The 16,914-nt window shown below is 40.0% G+C and carries 16 protein-coding genes; 10 read left to right on the plus strand and 6 right to left on the minus strand.

Going from position 1 to position 16,914, the window contains the following annotated elements:
• Positions 1 to 16: 16 nt before the first annotated feature.
• The gene (locus BMW86_RS07500; RefSeq protein ID WP_089780481.1) at positions 17 to 535 is read right to left on the minus strand and encodes a hypothetical protein; all 519 of its coding nucleotides are present in this window, start codon (positions 533 to 535) and stop codon (positions 17 to 19) included.
• 95 nt (positions 536 to 630) lie between these two features.
• On the opposite strand from BMW86_RS07500, the gene BMW86_RS07505 reads away from it, so the two are divergent.
• The 5 genes from BMW86_RS07505 to BMW86_RS07525 all read left to right on the plus strand — a co-directional run bounded on the left by BMW86_RS07505 (position 631) and on the right by BMW86_RS07525 (position 7,118).
• Complete coding sequence (locus tag BMW86_RS07505; RefSeq protein WP_177189186.1) at positions 631 to 2,205, plus strand: flavin monoamine oxidase family protein; 1,575 nt, start codon at positions 631 to 633, stop codon at positions 2,203 to 2,205.
• The gene (locus BMW86_RS07510; RefSeq protein ID WP_089780483.1) at positions 2,202 to 3,338 is read left to right on the plus strand and encodes a pyridoxal phosphate-dependent aminotransferase; all 1,137 of its coding nucleotides are present in this window, start codon (positions 2,202 to 2,204) and stop codon (positions 3,336 to 3,338) included. Before BMW86_RS07505 ends, BMW86_RS07510 begins: the two co-directional genes overlap by 4 nt.
• Positions 3,335 to 4,315: a hypothetical protein gene (locus tag BMW86_RS07515; protein ID WP_089780485.1), complete on the plus strand. Its 981-nt coding sequence runs from the start codon at positions 3,335 to 3,337 to the stop codon at positions 4,313 to 4,315. The genes BMW86_RS07510 and BMW86_RS07515 overlap by 4 nt, the downstream gene beginning before the upstream one ends.
• A gap of 94 nt (positions 4,316 to 4,409) precedes the next feature.
• On the plus strand, positions 4,410 to 4,976 hold the full coding sequence (locus BMW86_RS07520; protein ID WP_177189187.1) for a Crp/Fnr family transcriptional regulator: 567 nt from the start codon (positions 4,410 to 4,412) through the stop codon (positions 4,974 to 4,976).
• Between the two features lie 483 nt (positions 4,977 to 5,459).
• The gene (locus BMW86_RS07525; protein ID WP_089780489.1) at positions 5,460 to 7,118 is read left to right on the plus strand and encodes an RICIN domain-containing protein; all 1,659 of its coding nucleotides are present in this window, start codon (positions 5,460 to 5,462) and stop codon (positions 7,116 to 7,118) included.
• Positions 7,119 to 7,362: 244 nt separating this feature from the next.
• Here BMW86_RS07525 and BMW86_RS07530 read toward each other — a convergent pair whose 3' ends face one another.
• The gene (locus BMW86_RS07530; RefSeq protein WP_089780491.1) at positions 7,363 to 8,844 is read right to left on the minus strand and encodes an RNA-binding domain-containing protein; all 1,482 of its coding nucleotides are present in this window, start codon (positions 8,842 to 8,844) and stop codon (positions 7,363 to 7,365) included.
• A gap of 406 nt (positions 8,845 to 9,250) precedes the next feature.
• Between BMW86_RS07530 and BMW86_RS07535 the strand changes: the two genes are divergently transcribed.
• From BMW86_RS07535 to BMW86_RS07550, 4 genes are all read left to right on the plus strand, one after another.
• Positions 9,251 to 10,342, plus strand: a complete 1,092-nt coding sequence (locus tag BMW86_RS07535; RefSeq protein WP_089780493.1) for a hypothetical protein — start codon at positions 9,251 to 9,253, stop codon at positions 10,340 to 10,342.
• Between the two features lie 242 nt (positions 10,343 to 10,584).
• The gene (locus BMW86_RS07540) at positions 10,585 to 11,331 is read left to right on the plus strand and encodes a hypothetical protein (RefSeq protein ID WP_143056518.1); all 747 of its coding nucleotides are present in this window, start codon (positions 10,585 to 10,587) and stop codon (positions 11,329 to 11,331) included.
• On the plus strand, positions 11,315 to 11,935 hold the full coding sequence (locus BMW86_RS07545; protein ID WP_089780496.1) for a P-loop NTPase family protein: 621 nt from the start codon (positions 11,315 to 11,317) through the stop codon (positions 11,933 to 11,935). The genes BMW86_RS07540 and BMW86_RS07545 overlap by 17 nt, the downstream gene beginning before the upstream one ends.
• A gap of 95 nt (positions 11,936 to 12,030) precedes the next feature.
• Positions 12,031 to 12,237: a hypothetical protein gene (locus BMW86_RS07550; protein WP_089780497.1), complete on the plus strand. Its 207-nt coding sequence runs from the start codon at positions 12,031 to 12,033 to the stop codon at positions 12,235 to 12,237.
• A gap of 144 nt (positions 12,238 to 12,381) precedes the next feature.
• Here BMW86_RS07550 and BMW86_RS07555 read toward each other — a convergent pair whose 3' ends face one another.
• From BMW86_RS07555 to BMW86_RS07565, 3 genes are all read right to left on the minus strand, one after another.
• Positions 12,382 to 12,948 carry a hypothetical protein gene (locus tag BMW86_RS07555; RefSeq protein WP_089780499.1) on the minus strand — a complete coding sequence of 189 codons (567 nt, stop codon included), beginning with the start codon at positions 12,946 to 12,948 and terminating at the stop codon, positions 12,382 to 12,384.
• A gap of 168 nt (positions 12,949 to 13,116) precedes the next feature.
• Positions 13,117 to 13,437 carry a LytR/AlgR family response regulator transcription factor gene (locus tag BMW86_RS07560; protein ID WP_089780502.1) on the minus strand — a complete coding sequence of 107 codons (321 nt, stop codon included), beginning with the start codon at positions 13,435 to 13,437 and terminating at the stop codon, positions 13,117 to 13,119.
• Positions 13,438 to 13,541: 104 nt separating this feature from the next.
• Positions 13,542 to 13,832, minus strand: coding sequence for a hypothetical protein (locus BMW86_RS07565; protein WP_089780504.1), 291 nt, complete (start codon positions 13,830 to 13,832; stop codon positions 13,542 to 13,544).
• 110 nt (positions 13,833 to 13,942) lie between these two features.
• Between BMW86_RS07565 and BMW86_RS07570 the strand changes: the two genes are divergently transcribed.
• Positions 13,943 to 14,263, plus strand: coding sequence for a LytR/AlgR family response regulator transcription factor (locus BMW86_RS07570; RefSeq protein ID WP_089780506.1), 321 nt, complete (start codon positions 13,943 to 13,945; stop codon positions 14,261 to 14,263).
• Between the two features lie 20 nt (positions 14,264 to 14,283).
• On the opposite strand, the gene BMW86_RS07575 is transcribed toward BMW86_RS07570, so the two are convergent.
• Positions 14,284 to 16,899 carry an outer membrane beta-barrel family protein gene (locus BMW86_RS07575; RefSeq protein ID WP_089780507.1) on the minus strand — a complete coding sequence of 872 codons (2,616 nt, stop codon included), beginning with the start codon at positions 16,897 to 16,899 and terminating at the stop codon, positions 14,284 to 14,286.
• Between the last annotated feature and the right edge of the window lie 15 nt (positions 16,900 to 16,914).

Below are 16,914 nucleotides of genomic sequence, written 5' to 3' on the forward strand. Positions count from 1 at the left end.
TTATGTTCCCGCTTTTTTAAAACTTACATTCTTCTCCCGGTTTCAGCTCTCTTCCCCTCTGCTTCTCTGCCACGGTAAATGCCTCATCTCCCAACACATGAAACCCTTTAGGCGCTTTAGACTTCGGCCCTTTATAAATGCCTACGAATGGTTTTGAATATACACGCCGGCTCACCGGATCTGTCATTTTAAAGAACTGCACATACCAGCCCTGTACAATACTATTATCTGGTAGTGGTTTAGGTGCGGCAGCTTTTTCCCTGTTACGTAATATCTGCTCCAATGATACCTTTTCCACATCAGCCGGTTTGAAAAAAAATACTCTTTTTCCTTTTAAAGACTGTCCGGTAGCACTTTTAAACACGCCTCCATGATGCCACTCAGTCGCAAAAGGAGATAATTCCAGCGCCGTGATCTTCATTTTGAATTTCTTCGTCAGCAATGCAGCTACTTCTCCTGCCTTCAACAACTTCTTATCCTCAGCATCCTGATAATTTTCAGACTTCCCCTGCTGCAGATATTTACTCATTTTCATGGCGGGAAGTTACAAATAACCGTTCAACAAATTTCCTGCACAACAATCCGCAATAATTGCTATTTTGTTCAAAGGAAGTATTTAAACATCAACCAATGTCTATTTCGAGGAGAGATTTCTTAACCCAAACGGGTAAGATTGCTGCTGCGTACCCGGCCATGCTGGCTCTGGGCATGCTTAAAGAATCCCCTGCTCATGCTTTTGACCTTAAAGGAAGCGGTAATGGAAAACACGTCGTTATCCTCGGTGCCGGCCTCGCAGGACTAACATCGGCCTACGAACTCACCAAATTAGGCTACCAGTGTACCATCCTGGAAGCAAGAAACAGGGCCGGAGGACGCTGCTGGAGCATACGCAAAGGCACTGAACAACACGAAACAGACATCCCGACACAAACTGCCACCTTCGACGAAGGACAATACTTCAACGCAGGTCCCTCCCGTATCCCTCACCACCACGAGCTGACACTCCATTACTGCCGGGAACTCAACGTCCCCATACAGGTATATAACAATGTGAATGAAGCAACTTACTACTTCAGCGAAGGGAAAGGACTCCTATCTAATAAAAAGGTCCGTGCAAGAGAAATACACAATGACATGCGGGGATACACCACAGAATTACTCGCCAAAGCCATTGATCAGCATTCATTAGACACCGCCCTCACCAAAGAAGATACACAGAAAATACTCGAATATCTTCGTGCCGAAGGCGGACTTGATATAGATAAACTCTACAAAGCATCTGACAGAAGAGGATATATAGAATCCCCCGGCGCCGGAGATAAACCAGGGAAGATAGCAGACCCGCATAAACTGGCGGATATCATCTCCTCAGGACTTGCAGATCCTGATTTCTACAATGTAGCAGAATATACCTACGAGCTGCAGATGACTATGTTCCAGGCTATCGGTGGGATGGATAAAATAGCACAGGCTTTATCTCAAAAAGTGCAAAACATCCATTTCAACTGCGAAGTAACTGCCATTTACAACCAGGAACAAGGGGTGAAAATCACCTATAAAGAGAAAGAAGCAGAAAAAGAATTATTGGCAGATCTCTGCATCTGTACCTTACCTTTGCCTGTATTAAGCAACGTTCAGCATAATTTCTCATCGGACGTAAGCAGGGCCATAGATTATATCCCTTACATCGCTACAGGCAAAATAGGACTCCAGTTTAAAAGACGTTTCTGGGAAGAAGATGAACAGATTTACGGGGGTATTACTCATACTAATAATGAACTGACTCAAATCTTCTACCCTTCTTACGACTACCTCGGCAAAAAGGGCATCTTACTCGGATATTACAATTTCAACGATAAAGCCAGACATACTGGCAACCTTACTCATCAGCAAAGAGAACAGCTCGCACTGGAAAAAGGAAGCCTGATACATCCGCAATACAAACAGGAATTTGAAAAGTCGTTTTCTGTCAGCTGGCATAAAACAAAATACAGCATGGGTGGCTGGGGATTATACACCAGCGCTACCCGCCAAACACTTTACAAGAGCCTGCTACAGCCCGATAAACAAGTATACTTTGCCGGAGAACATACAACTTATTTAAATGCCTGGATGGCCGGCGCTTTTGAATCAGCCAGAAGAACAGTAGCCGATTTACATGGCCGTACAACAGAACAACACATACCAAAAACTACACCACTATGAACAGACGTAACTGGTTAAAGAACACCGCCCTACTTACGATGCTTCCTCCGGCGCTCAGCCGTTTACAGGCAGCGCCAACACCTGCTCCTATACAAAAGAGGCTTCGTGAAATGGCATTACCCATGCCCACAAACCTGAAAGCCAGATTATTTGCCAATGAGAATCCTTTCGGGCCTTCTGCCAAAGCCAAACAGGCGATGATAGACAGCTTAAATACCAGCTATCAATATCAGCTGACTCAGGTGCAGGAGCTGGAAGCAAAGATCTGTGCCTATGAAGGAATCGATACTAAAATGCTGGTGACCGGCGCAGGCTCTTCTCCCCTGTTGTTAGGCGCTGCACTGGCATTATGTTCAAAAGGCGGGAACGTAGTAACAGCTGATCCTACTTATGAGGATCTTCCAACACGATGCGAAAACGTTGGTGCAAAGTGGATCAAAGTTCCCCTCACCAAAGATTATAAACACGATCTAGATGCCATGGAAAAGGCGATTAATGCAGATACGAAACTTGTGTATATCTGTAATCCCAATAACCCTACCGGCACCATCGTAGATACAGATAAACTGAAATCATTCTGTGAAAGGGTATCTAAAAAAGTAACTGTTTTCGTAGATGAAGCATATATCGATTATCTCCCTGATCCGAAATCTGCCACATTGATCAGCAGTGTAAAAAGCGGACAGAATCTAATTGTAGCCCGTACCTTCTCTAAGATATACGGACTGGCAGGTATGCGTATTGGTTATGTAGTTGCTCAGCCTGATATGATTGCCTTACTCGGCAATTATGCTGATTCCGGGTTATTCCTCTTATCTGCGCCTTCTGTTGCTGCTGCTTCTGCCAGCTACCAGGATACAAGCTATATGCAGGCAACACAGCAAAAAACAGCTGCCAGCAAACAATTCCTGTATGACACCTTAAAAGCCGAAGGCTATACCTATATCCCTTCCAGCACTAACTTCGTTATGTTCCCGCTGAAAATGGATGGTATACGGTTTACAGATGAGATGATGAAACGTGGAGTAGGATTACGTCACTGGAAACTCAACAATGAAGAATGGTGCCGTATCAGTATCGGTCGTATGGATGAAATGCAAGCATTTGCCACCGCTTTTAAAGAATTATCATGAGAATATATATCCTTTCTTTTTTACTCCTCATTACCTGCCAGCTATCAGCACAAACCCGTCCTATGCGGACGGAAGAATACGAAAAGTGTAAAGCCTTTACCGTAAAAGATCTGGACAATGATACTTATGTCAAGTTCAATAATTCCTATGTGCTTGACCGTTATGAAATGCGTAAGCCTTATATCATCACAGGTGATGATGGGCTTAAAAAACGCATAGACCTTTACCGTCTGGTAGCAAAGGACAGTATGCTGGATATTGGCACAATGATTTTTTATACAAATGAAAAAGGCAAACTATACAGTGCTGTAATGCCTATCTTCAACAGTAATCCGGAAATCTGGAATAAGTATTTTGAAGATATCCATGCTATAGATAAAGAAGAAAAGAACTTTGTCCTGAAACTATCTTATGTATTATCAAAAGAATTTAGCTTTCAGTTGTACAAGGCTATCAATGGTGGGAAAGATATCAAAGGAGAATCCGGCACCTATGGAACAGATATCTGTTTCCCGGGAGATCAGTTAGTAACACTGGCTGATGGTTCTCAAAAACCACTTAGCAATATTGTTACTGGCGATAAAATTTCCAGTCTGGATGCGGTAACACACCAGCCTAATATCGTTACTGTGAAAGAGCTGACTGTGCATACACCAAAGAACTATGCTATTACACAATTGCTGGTGATGAATGCTACGCAAACAGATAATGCTGATACACATACGGTAATCCTCTCAGGGAAAATATTAAAAGCCACACCTAATCATCCTGTACAAACAGTTAGTGGTAAAAAAGCAATTGGCGAAGTAGTAACAGGAGATGAATTATTATGTATGGATGATAAAACAAAAGTTTTCCATACTTACACCGTCATCAATAAAACTGAATCTGCCGGTGGATTACAACCTGTTTATAATATCGTTACAGACAAAGGAAGTACGTTTATTATGAATGAAGTGATGGTGTTGCAGAAATAAGTTATAACATACAAAATGAATTAAATATGTTACTTTAGATCAAATGACCACAAAAAAACAGCCTACGAAAGAGGAGTTAATGCCCGTGCTGCAGATGTTAAACTCATTTCATCCTATAGGCAAGGGAATTGAACAATACTTGTTGAAAAATGCTTATTGTCACAATATTCAAAAGGGTAAGTATTTGTTGCGGGATGGAGAAATATGCGAAAATATTTATTTTATCAAAAAAGGATTGTTAAGGGGCTTTGTTCAGGAAGAGGATAGAGAAACCACCGTATGGTTTGCCTCAGAAAATGAAATGGCAGCAACTATCCATAGTTTTTTACTGCAGATAGCTACTGTAGAAAATATCCAGGCTGTTGAAGATTGTGAGTTGTTGTCCATTAGTTTTTCCGCTTTGAATAAATTGTATCAAAAGTACCCCTCGTTTAATATTATTGGCAGAAAAATAACAGAGTATAATTATATATCCGCCAATAACAGGGCATATATTACCCGACTGCACAACGCTGAAAAAAAATATGAGCTTTTTCTGGAATCCTATTCCCACCTGGCCAACCGGCTTCAGGTTACCTATGTAGCCTCTTTTTTGGGCATAACCATTGAGACATTAAGCCGGGTACGAACTAAGACTTCCACACGAAAAAAATTGAAATAACCGGTAAATTCCGCTATCAGGATTAAATAGTTTTTGATATATGTCAAAAAAATTGCATTGAGCAGCTATCTTACTCATTTGTAAAAATCCCTCAAATCCGCTCTTTATCAGCCTTATAGATTCGAACCCTGATATATAAATGTAAAAAGTGGGTTTAAACACATACTTCTGTGATAGGTAGTGTCTCATTTATTCTTTCTATTTTTCACCCTGATTGCATGTGAATACTTAAAGCATTGTCATGAAAAAGAAAAAGAGACCATTTTACTTTTACAAAATGTCCCTATGCCTTATACCTATGATAAGCTACCAGTATTTTTATACTGGTTCTCTTTCTAATATCCGGTAATTTATTTGCTCAAACGGGAACAAGGCACCGGAAAAAAATGAATGGTTTTCAATTTTCCCTCTTCGGTGTCTGTTCCCCGCTGGGCAATAGCATAAAATACTATATTTGGTTAACCTTAAAATAGCCAAATTGATATGAGAAAGACATTTATGTATCTCATAACCCCTTTCGTGTTTATTACCCTGCAAAACTGTAACAAAACACAAACGAAACCGGTTAATGAATCCCTACAGGCATCCACTGCACTTGCCGCTACTACAATCAGTGATTACGACATTTATACTTTTGAATGCCTGGCAGGAGGCAAATACATGGAAGTATCCGGGTTTCCCACCTATAATGAAAAGTACAGCGATCAGCGCGGGATCACCCAGTATGCCAGCTCCATATCCAACGGTAATATTGATGGCTGGCAAAGATGGCATATCATCTATAAGACCACTGTTAACAACATCAAATATTACCACATCAGAAATGTATTCAGTGGTAAATTACTTGATCTACCCGGAGCTTCACATACACCGGGTGTACAATTACAGCAATACGCTGAATTTATTCTCCCTGCTGATGAACAGTTGTGGAGTATAACGGCTACTGATTCTGCTGATGTCTATCGCATTACTAACAAAGGCAGTGGTATGGCCATTACTGCCAGCTCCACATCTAATGGCAGCGCGATAACACAGGAAACTTTGGGTACAGGTGACAATCAGAAATGGCGACTGCTAAAACGTGATGCTGATACTTACCGTGATGATAATGTTGTACGGTTCTTTAACAGAAATGATCCTTCACAGGGATCAGTTGCATTTGATGAAGGCACCAGTATTCCGTTAAGCAATGGTAATGTGCTATGGGTAACACAGGATGCCTGGGATGGAGCGTCTTTACAACCTAATGGTAAATTCAGTTGTAGCTCCTTCTTTAGCTATGGCAATTCTATTTTAATTCAGCCGACAGCGGGTAACTGGTGGCCCTGGGTTGATAACACTATCAATATGACCCGCGATTCCAGCGCTCAAAACAAGCCGAAACAGATCTGTGATATTCAGTCTGGTAATACGTTTGCGTGGCCTGGTCCCGGAATGCAAATAGGGGATCATGTATATCTGCAGTGTGGAGAGGGCTCGGGCTTAATTGCTACCAATCAATCACTGTATGACCTAACGCCGAAGAGTGGCAGCAAGTGGCAGGTGAAAAGGACATTACCTGCAGGAATGAGCGGTCAGGCAAACATTCTCTATTCAGCAGGTATGGTGAAAGCTGCAGATGGTTATGTGTATGCATTTGGAACACAGGGAACAGGATTCGGTTATACCTGTAATGTACATGTAGCCCGCTTTCCAATAACGAATCCTCAATTATGGACATTCTGGAATGGTACCGGTTGGGTGAATACACCGGTATCCGGTGACGCAGCCAGGATTACAGACGGATTAGGTACAGCTACCATTGCTTATGTAAATGGCAAATATGTGATGGTAACCATGGATCAGGGGTTTAATTGTGATAACTCCAGGAATATATATACAGCTACCAGTAATAGTCCTACAGGACCTTTTACAACACGTACGCAGGTGTATACTATCAATGAATATTTATACGGTAATTATGCACGGTATTATACTCCCGCAATACATCCGGAGTCTGTCAACGGACGCAATGAGTTACTGGTTACTTATTGTCTTAATTTTTCTGCCTGTGGTGTAGAAGGCTGTGTTGACGGGTATCTTGATCCATATTTTTATCGCGTGAAAGGTATACGTGTCCCTTATGCGAAGATGGGGTTGTAGGTAGAGATATAGCCAAGAGACCACAAAAATGAGGCCTCTTGGCTCATGGAGGGGGCTAGAAAATATCGAAATATTTTGTAGTAAACCAAGGATTATAAATGAAATTCACAAACCAATACATGACTTAGATACTGATAGTGTCTAAGTCATTATTCAACAAATCATAACAATATAAAAATCAACGCATTAATATACTTTCACTTAGACACTACTTAGACACTACTCAATGCCTAAGTAAGAAAATTTATTGAAGCATTTCTGCTCCATATGCCGTAGTAATATATTTTTGTGCGGAACTTTTGAGTTTATTGGGCACCGTATAAGCCAATAACCCAGCATCAAGTAATGGAACAATATGAGTATTATAATTTTTAGTATGATTACTTAACCCTATTTCCTCCATTATTTCCGACCGCTTCTTAACTGTCATACAAAATAGCAGTATCTTCAATGCATCCTCATCAAGAGTTGGCTTCTTCTCTAAAAATAAATGATGCACAGGTATTATCACAAGAAAATAACCAAAATCATCATCAGTTTCAAATATTGGCTTAGGAGAACCATTTTCATCCATACTATCATAAATCGTTGGAAAACCAGTTGACCGACCTTCCGTAAGATTTAATTCTTTTAAAAAATCCCCTACCCTGCGATTACGATAATTACGCGCTATAATTCTCCTCTGTTTTAACATCTTTTTACTAACTGGTGGCAAGGGTCCAGGAAAAGTCAATACTTCTATTCGATCCGGAAATATATTAATCTCTATAGGATTATCAAGTTCATAACTGCGATGGTAAAAAGCATTTGCCACCACTTCTTCCAGTGCTGCCATAGGATAATTATTTATTCTGTCTGCTTCTGGCTTGTTTGATTGCTTGGTTATCCTTTGCCTTACGATATTACTTTCAATAAAGGATAGTACCTGTTTTAATTGCTTATGAATTGGGCCGGAGAATTTTTTCTCTGTAAAATTTTTCCCTGAATCATCTGAATATGTAATCACTTCAGTAATGGCTCCTTTGAAAAATTTATGCGGACTTTGCGAAAAGAAAAGCAGACCTGCATTAATAGGTAATAAAGCTTCAGGTGGGCCACCAACAATACGCATTTGAGTGGCGAGTTCTGCTAATTCCATATGAGCAGCTTCCTTCCTCAAATCACTTTTTATATCTTCTAAGAAATCGCGAATAAGCCCAAAGTCCAGATCTTCTAGTGAAGCATGGTGATTTAACCTGTCATCAAAGGGAATACGTTTGGCCATATCCAGCAATAATTGTTCTTCTTGTTGGTTCGCAAGAACAGAGTTAGACGTACGGCGTACATAATATCTCCTTTGCCCCTTTTCACCTAAAGTTGTAGGTGCTTTATAAGGACGATTATCACCACCTGGTACCCATATTACAAGAATATGCCTGTCCTCAATAACATATGGCTGTGAAACAGGTGCATAATAGGGTTGTATCTGATACGTGAGGTTTAATAGTTCCTTTTGAATTCCGTCCATTTTATTCTGAGTTATTCCTAATGGGGGAAGTTGAGGAATCCCATCCTTTTCTGCAACTCCTACAAAAATATAACCTCCTCCCCAATTATTAAGATCATTTGCAAACGCCACAATGGTATGAACAATATCCTCCGGATTCCAGCCGGCCTTACATTCAATTCGGTCCCATTCAACTGTATGTCCATTCAGCAATTCAGATATATTGATTGGTAATGCCATGAGATAAATTTAATCTATAAATATCCGAAAATAATGAAAAGGCATCTATTACCTGTCTATATAGTCAAGGATTTTTATTGACTGATAAATTAGTTTTTATATCATTGTCACAGATAAAGGAAGTACGTTTATCATGAATCAAGTAATGGTATTATTTAATCATAATGGACTTAAGTCACTGCTGATATATTTCCACTACAACAACTCACTGCATCCCCACTTCAGTTTTAAAAATGAACAGAATGGTTTCCTGTTCATTTAACTGGATAGAGTGGTACTTGGCATTTCCATCCCCTGAAAATATCTTTGCTCCAGATCTGAAATACATCAAACTTTAGAGTTAATCTCCTGCAGGACTTAACCCACATTTCTCATTTTAAATAATTTAAAGATGCCAAATTTAAACATGTCTCGTTTCGAGACACTGGTTCATGCTGCCCTGCAACAGCAATTCTTACCCATAGATCAACAGGACATTGATGCTATCATATTCGAATTGAATGGGGAGAAACAGCGGATGCTGGAAGCTATACATAGCTATACTGATGAAAAAACAGTGGAATATTATGTGAGAACAAGGCAACATCAACTGGTACGCCTGATGGATCTTATAATGGAAGCTAATGATGACATCAGTAAGCACATTTTCAAATCATTAGGAGAGTTGCTAAACTTCCTGGAGAAAGATTTCTCCCGTTACCTGGATGAAGACTGTCTGCTTCCGGAGATCTATATGCAAATAGCCCGGGAGACTTTGATGGATGAAATTGAGCTTGTTAGCTTCAGAATGGGGAACCTGGACGAGCAGTTAAAGAGTATTGTAATGAAACCTTACAGGATATTTCTCCTTGATGGAGCGCAAGTCTCCTATCACGAAATGTTCTATCTGCAAAAGCTGCTGCACGAATTATATGAACAACTAACAGAGACAGTATCAATTGAGGATGTACAGCTGGTATTATTGCAATTCGATTTTAATGATCCTGAATATTTCAATTATTTCATCGAAATACTCAGACAAAATATTGATGAAGCAATAAGCATCAAAGATAAAAAAGAGAAGATCTTTTTATTCCGGAAGTACTTTAACCAGATCACTGTTCATCCGGGCATGTATCTCAAAAAGCTGCACAAACCTCTTAAGGAACAACTCGAATCCTGGTTGGCTGCGGAGCTTAGCTTCCTGGAAAACTATGAAGGATTATTGTCCAATGGATATTTGCCGGCAGAAATGGAGATATGGAAGGACTTTAAAGTGCGGACCTCCCTCAGTGTATCTCAATTAGGCCGCCTGGTTGGACTATTGTTAACATCGGGATTTATTCTCAATAATAACAAAACAGTGTTAGCCCAATTCTTCTCCGTTTTCTTTACTTCAATAGAGAGTGAAGATCCCACTACAAGGAGTGTCCGTAATGCTTTTTATGATAAAAGTGCAGGACTGGCAAATTCAGTACGTGATATACTGGTTAAACTGATAAATCTGTCCAGGGAGTGAAATTATTTTTATGAAATATTTCATTGATTATTAATTAATTGGCAGGGGTTGCGCAACCCCTGCCACCCTTATCGTATTGTTTATTTCACTTCATTTGCTTCATCATTCAATCAAAATTTATGTCCAGAGAGTGGCCAACTAAACAGTCTCTCTATCTCTTTAGAGCAGAGCTTTTTCGTAAAATACTGCGGATGTTGAATATACTCCGTCCGTAATTATTTAATCTCAAAAAATCCAATCAAATGACAGTGAATTACATTAAACATTTAAACACCGCCATGTCCAATTTTCATAAAGGAGGACGAAGATTACACGTTACTCATGCGGCGCTGTATGTGGCTTTATTTCATATCTGGAATCAATATCATTTTCAGGCTGAATTTCCTGTTATAAGGGAAGACGCTATGGGATTCAGCAGGATAGGTTCCCGTAACACTTACCTGCGATGCCTTAAGGAGTTACATAACTGCGGATTGATTACTTACACTCCTGGTGTTGATGTAAACAATCCTGCAATGATCAGTATGACGCTATGGAGTGATGATGGGGAATTACTATTTGACAACCATGTGGACCGGGTCATTTTTAATACGGGAGATAAGAATTACGGGGTTAGAAGAGAGCGGGGTACCCAGCCCGAAACTGAGCATCGAGCCGGCTCAAAAAAGAGCCCTACTAATAAACAATATATAAACAATGTTAAACAAGAGAGAGTAAACGGGCTCACGCTCAAAAAAAAAGATATAAAAAATCCTTCTCAGGAAGAGGTCGAAGGGTATTTCAATACTAACGGTTTGCCACAAACAGAAGCCCGCAAATTTTTCTTCTATTACCAGGCCAGAGGTTGGATCGTTAAAGGAAATCCTATTCAGGATTGGGAATCCGCCGCGCGAAAATGGATGCTGAATACAGGATTGCTCCCCAACGAGGCTGCTACACCAGGAAAATTACATGTCAATCAAAACAAACGTTATGACATCCCGCTATGATTACGACTACCTCTTTCAGCACATTACCGAAGATGGTAAACGCATCTATGGGCCGGGATTTGAAATTCCTGAGCTGGACTGGCCAGTGGTGCGTAAGTTAATCGCTTATGTATTGCATGATGAAGTAGTTGCCAAAGAAGAGAATATTGTTTTCGATAAGGGCATATTACTCACCGGGAATGTGGGCTGTGGCAAAACATCCCTGATGCATCTCATGAGAAATCTTAGTAAAAATTCCTTTAACCCGGTGATCAAATCGTGCCAGGAGATCAGCATTGAGTTTAGCCAGAAAGGCTATGAAATTATTACAAAGTATACCACCAATGCTTTTCATCCCTATAGCAGCGTACCCCGCGTATACTGCTTTGATGACCTGGGACTGGAGACGCCTGTTAATTTCTGGGGTGATAAATTGAATGTGATGGTGAAGATTCTGTTATCGAGATATGATCTGTTTATTTCTCATAAGATGTTGACACATGTTACTACGAATCTAAATGGCAATGAGTTAGAAGAGATTTATGGGAATCGTTTGAGAAGCAGAATGAGGGCGATGTTCAACCTCATCTCATTTGATCCTGATACAACGGATAAGAGGAAATAGTTTTTGTTGTTTGCATACTATAAATACGATGGCCGGGTAGTTCTGCCTGGCTCATAATTTTCAGCTCAGTTTTCAGGGTTTACTAAACAATAACTATGAAAAACGGCCTGGTAATCCTGCCGGGCTGCTTTTATCCTTATGCAAAGAAATTAAATATAGGGTTGACAAGAATGGGATGTAGCCGACCCGGTAATCCTGCCGGGTTGCTTTTATCCTTGTACAAAGAATTTTGCGTGGATAGCTTTCATAGTTATGTAAACGGCCCGGTAATCCTGTCGGGCTGCTTTTATCCTTATACATAGAAGTTCATAACAGGGTTCCTAACCAGACTGTCAATCCTGCCGGACTGCCCGTTAATTTGGGGATATAGTTATCATAGAACAGGCCTGGTAATCTTACCGGGCCCTTATTTAAAAAGGGATTCATTGCTGAATCCCTTTTTAACATTAAGCAGCTATTGCTTCCTCCACCGTTTCATTTGCCGGCAGATCTTTAGCGGTTACGCGGATCTTAGAACCAGCCGTCGCCTCATTTAACGATGTAACTGTGTATTTCCAATCCATTCCGTTACCGGTCAGCACAGCATTCCCCTGTTCTACAAGTACACCGGCTGCGGTGGTGATGCTCACCTGTACTGTTACAACTTTAAAATCGTCTACAGCACGAATCGTGATGATATCACCGACCTGGCCGTGGTAGGCAGTCGTGTTGATGCTTTGAATCTCTGGTGCTTTGAATGCATCCGCGAGCGCCACATTATATGCACTCTGGTTGTTTTTCGCGGCCGCTGTATAGGCGGCTTTGGTAACAGGGTCCAGGATAGCAGCTTTTGCGTATTTGCTGGCTATTTTGAACCTATCCTGGATGTCCAGTTGTGGGTCTGTGGCGGGGATACTGCTGGGGCCTCTTTTCTTGCCAACAATAGTATCTCCTTTTTTCTGTGTGAGGGTCATTTGTTTTCCCACGGTACCGGACAGGCCGGTCATGAAGATGTTATTTTTTGTCTTTGCCATTGTAGTAGGTTTTAATGATTAATAATTTACTGAGTGATACAAGAGGCGCCTCTCTCTTGTATCGGGCGCAGCCTCAGTATGGCAATATTAATCCTTCGGCTTTTCACTTAAACAGCAAACTATATGACCACACTAAAATGTATAGATGACCACACTAAAAAACCTATTTCATCTTAATATTTTTAAGCGGCTGAACAGGTTTTCTTTGTATTTTTTTGCGATGGGGATTTGTTTGTTATTCAAATAAATAGTGTCAGCATCTATATCGCTGATACGGTTCAGTGGTACGATATAAGCCCGATGTACACGGCAGAAAAGATCTTGTGGCAGATCTGCTTCTATCTGGGTAAGCGTAGCATTTACGAGGTAGCTGTTACTGGTAGTAGTGACTTTAGAGTAGTTACCATCAGCTTCTATCAGCAGTATATCTTTACTATTGACCCGGGTTAATAATTTGTACCTGACCTGGATGAAAATGTCTTCGTACATGGAGTAAATTTAATGTGTAATAAGCTAGTTATAAGGTACAATAAAACTCATCCTACGTTCATCCTACGTTCGGAACGTAGGATGAACGTAGGATCACTGAATCTCTACCCTTGTTCCATATAATCTTTGATGGCGGTGTGATAAACACTTTTCCCTTCGGCTGCTTTATACGCTGCTTTTTTAACGGGGTCATTCACAATATCTGTTGCAAATTTAACTGCATCTGCAAATTTTCTCTTCTCTTTTAATTGGGATTCAGAAGGGATAACATTGCTCATATCCGGATACTTACTGATGTAAGTATTCTCTCCATAAGTCCTGAAAACGATTTGCTTTAAGGCAGCTCCGCTAACGCCTTTAAATCCCACCCAGAGAGGGTTTTTCGTCTTTGCCATGGTTATTTTTTACATACTCAAATTTACTGAATTATTTACTTTTTTCGTACATTTACAGTAGATGTTTGAGATCCCAATTCCCCATGATTTAACCATTAAAATTTCACATTATGCACGAAGATTTTTTCCTTAACACAGATGAAGGTCTGGTTAAAGTTAACAGCAGTGAGATTCATTATATTGAATCCTTCGGCAAACATTCCAGAGTTATTACTTCAAGAGGAAAATTCGATGTTTCTTTTGCGCTTTCACGACTTGAAAGAGATGTACTTCCTGATAGTATATTTTGTCGTATTCATCGTTCTTTTATTATCTCCCTTAGTAATATCAGGGCATTAGACATTGATGAAGTTGAAATGCATGGTGCGATAATCCCTATTGAGAAGACGTATAGGGAGAAGTTGTTGAGGAGTTTGAATATTATCTGGTAAGAAAATGAGAAGGGGAATATCTATTTCCCATTTCCTTTAAATAGTTTTAAATCGCACTGCAGCGTAAAAATAAAATAACGGCCTGCAAGTTGGTTTCTGCTTTCAGTCACCGTATTTCCGGAGATAGATTGGGATACACTCGCGCCTTCATCCAGGAGATTATACCCTTGCAGGCGGCAGGTGAGTTTACGCTTAAAGAAAGTCTTTTCAAGTGTTCCATTAAGCATCAGTGGATTTGTATTCACGCCGCCACTGTAACCTGTATTTAATTGTTTCCTTACATCTGCGGCTAACGAAAATGTTTTCAGGAAATATGCTTTAGCATTCATATTAAATGACCAGGTGGTGATATTGGTGATGCTATTCTGTGCCATTGCATATACATTCCTGTTATAAGCATATCCGATACTTCCATTCAATTCCAGCCATTGCTGTAGCATGGTTCCTCGTACTGTTTGGGATAATGCAAAGTTCTGCGCTGTTTTCTTTACATTATCAAGGAAAAGGATGTTATTATTGTAAAAACTACTCCCATTCAGATGAAGATTATACTTGCCATCGCTGAATCTTTTTGACCAACCGTAATTAATCCCAACGTTATAATTACCATCTGCATTCAGAAAACGGGTCTCTTGTTTCACTGTATTGAAACTATCTTTTACTAATACTACATTGGTAACAATATTATCTTTTACATAACTTCCAGAAAGAGACAAAAACAGGGTATTCAGCCCTACTGAACGATAACTAAGAGAAGATTGATGCGTAAAAGAAGTGCGTAGGTCAGGATTACCAATTATCGGAAACTGTGCATTCGTCAGATCTGCAACAGGTAGTAGCTGCTGGTAACCGGGAAGGCCTACACTACCTGTGTAATTTAGCATAAGCATTGCCTTCTTAGACAATTTGTACTGCACAGAAAGAACAGGCACCAGTGGCATACTACGTTTGAATGCCCGTTGACCTGATATAATGCTACTGCGTAGTAAAGAGGGTTGTAAACGCACTCCTAATGTATAATCCAGCTTGCCCTTGTTACGCCTGAAATTAAGTTCAATCTGTTGTTGAATCATCGTATAAGAATACCGGTTACTAAGAGAATCAATAAATGTTTTCTTACCTCCAGGATCTACCCATTGCGTCTCCAGCAGATTAGAAGTTTTATTAGCATTGATTACATATTTTAACTCCAGACTGGATAGAGAATCTAAAGGTTCTACATAGGATAATTGTGCAACTGTATTAAGATTTCCATTTGTTTTATATAATAACTGATGTAAAAGAGAATCTTTCAATACTGTATTATCAGCATTATAATAACGCAGGCTATCATAGCTATCCTGATTACTTTTATTATCTGAGTTATTAATAGAAAAATTTAATGACACAACCCTACCCAGTCCTTTAAACCGATGCATAGCAAATCCATTGAAGCCAATAGCAGGAGCACTATTAGTCATATAATTGGATGTAAGCTGATCTTTATGCTGGAATCCTGTCTGGTTAGCGGACTGAATACTATTGTTGATGGATGAACTTCTGCTTACATTCATGTTAAAGTTGGCCAGTGTATTTACATTAGGCTTGTACTCTGCCCCACCAGCGAAATTATAATTATCACTGCTACTATTGCTGTTACTGGTATTAGCACTAAAAAGCGAGCCTTCACTGGTAACAGTCTGTACGTTGCTGGAAGATAACTGGCTACTCGTATTATGCCCGGCATTAAAACCGGTATTCACCGTAAATGCTTTACTGATATTATTTCTGTAATTAACATTACCATTAGATGTTGTCACTTTCCCTGTTTGTGATCCGGTATTATTACTGTTCCCTATTAAAGAGAATTGCTGTTCTTCACTGAAATAATTTGTCATCAATCCAAGGTTATGCCGGCCATCATTACCTGCTCCAGCAATTGCTTTCCCCTGATAGGCTTTACTTAGGTCTGATTTAGTCTGAATGTTAATGATATGTTGAGGCTCCCCTGTCTTTCGGCCAGTTGCTCTTGCCATATCACCATAATCATCAATCAGCTGGAGTTTATCAATCAAATCAACCGGTAACATGCGTGTTAAGGTCTTGATATCATCCACCATAAAATCTTTCCCATTAATACGGATCTTCGTGATCTTTTTACCCTGTGATGTTATATTTCCATCCTGGTCTACCTCCATACCTGGCAATCGTTTTACCAGGTCTTCCACCACAGAGTTTGGCCTTAGCTTATATTGATCTGCGCGGTACTCTATCGTGTCTTCCTTCATGATAATGGACGACACCTTTCCCCTTACAACAATCTCATTCAGTTTATTTGTTTTCATCGTCATTGTAATCAAAGGAAGGTCAATAACAGCGCCGGCTTCTTTATATGAAAATTCTTTATACCATGGATCATATCCCATGATAGTAATGCGCAATGTAAAAACGGTTTGTTTTACTTTTGGGAAACTGAATTGCCCCTTGTCATTGCTGGCGGCATGTAGGCTATCCTTTCCTGAAATGAGTAGTATATTTGCACCTATCATCTCCTGACCTGTACTATCCTTTATACTTCCTGACACCGTATAGGTCACCTGCGCACATAAATTATGCACGCTAAACAGGAATGATATGAATAATAAGATTCTTTTCATACAAAACGATGAGGT

This window comes from Chitinophaga sp. YR573 (assembly GCF_900110995.1).
Lineage (GTDB): Bacteria > Bacteroidota > Bacteroidia > Chitinophagales > Chitinophagaceae > Chitinophaga.

Coding starts and splice junctions, on each gene's coding strand:
- BMW86_RS07500 (WP_089780481.1), bottom strand. CDS start 535: ATGAAAATGAGTAAATATCTGCAGCAGGGGAAGTCTGAAAATTATCAG.
- BMW86_RS07505 (WP_177189186.1), top strand. CDS start 631: ATGTCTATTTCGAGGAGAGATTTCTTAACCCAAACGGGTAAGATTGCT.
- BMW86_RS07510 (WP_089780483.1), top strand. CDS start 2,202: ATGAACAGACGTAACTGGTTAAAGAACACCGCCCTACTTACGATGCTT.
- BMW86_RS07515 (WP_089780485.1), top strand. CDS start 3,335: ATGAGAATATATATCCTTTCTTTTTTACTCCTCATTACCTGCCAGCTA.
- BMW86_RS07520 (WP_177189187.1), top strand. CDS start 4,410: ATGTTAAACTCATTTCATCCTATAGGCAAGGGAATTGAACAATACTTG.
- BMW86_RS07525 (WP_089780489.1), top strand. CDS start 5,460: ATGAGAAAGACATTTATGTATCTCATAACCCCTTTCGTGTTTATTACC.
- BMW86_RS07530 (WP_089780491.1), bottom strand. CDS start 8,844: ATGGCATTACCAATCAATATATCTGAATTGCTGAATGGACATACAGTT.
- BMW86_RS07535 (WP_089780493.1), top strand. CDS start 9,251: ATGTCTCGTTTCGAGACACTGGTTCATGCTGCCCTGCAACAGCAATTC.
- BMW86_RS07540 (WP_143056518.1), top strand. CDS start 10,585: ATGACAGTGAATTACATTAAACATTTAAACACCGCCATGTCCAATTTT.
- BMW86_RS07545 (WP_089780496.1), top strand. CDS start 11,315: ATGACATCCCGCTATGATTACGACTACCTCTTTCAGCACATTACCGAA.
- BMW86_RS07550 (WP_089780497.1), top strand. CDS start 12,031: ATGAAAAACGGCCTGGTAATCCTGCCGGGCTGCTTTTATCCTTATGCA.
- BMW86_RS07555 (WP_089780499.1), bottom strand. CDS start 12,948: ATGGCAAAGACAAAAAATAACATCTTCATGACCGGCCTGTCCGGTACC.
- BMW86_RS07560 (WP_089780502.1), bottom strand. CDS start 13,437: ATGTACGAAGACATTTTCATCCAGGTCAGGTACAAATTATTAACCCGG.
- BMW86_RS07565 (WP_089780504.1), bottom strand. CDS start 13,832: ATGGCAAAGACGAAAAACCCTCTCTGGGTGGGATTTAAAGGCGTTAGC.
- BMW86_RS07570 (WP_089780506.1), top strand. CDS start 13,943: ATGCACGAAGATTTTTTCCTTAACACAGATGAAGGTCTGGTTAAAGTT.
- BMW86_RS07575 (WP_089780507.1), bottom strand. CDS start 16,899: ATGAAAAGAATCTTATTATTCATATCATTCCTGTTTAGCGTGCATAAT.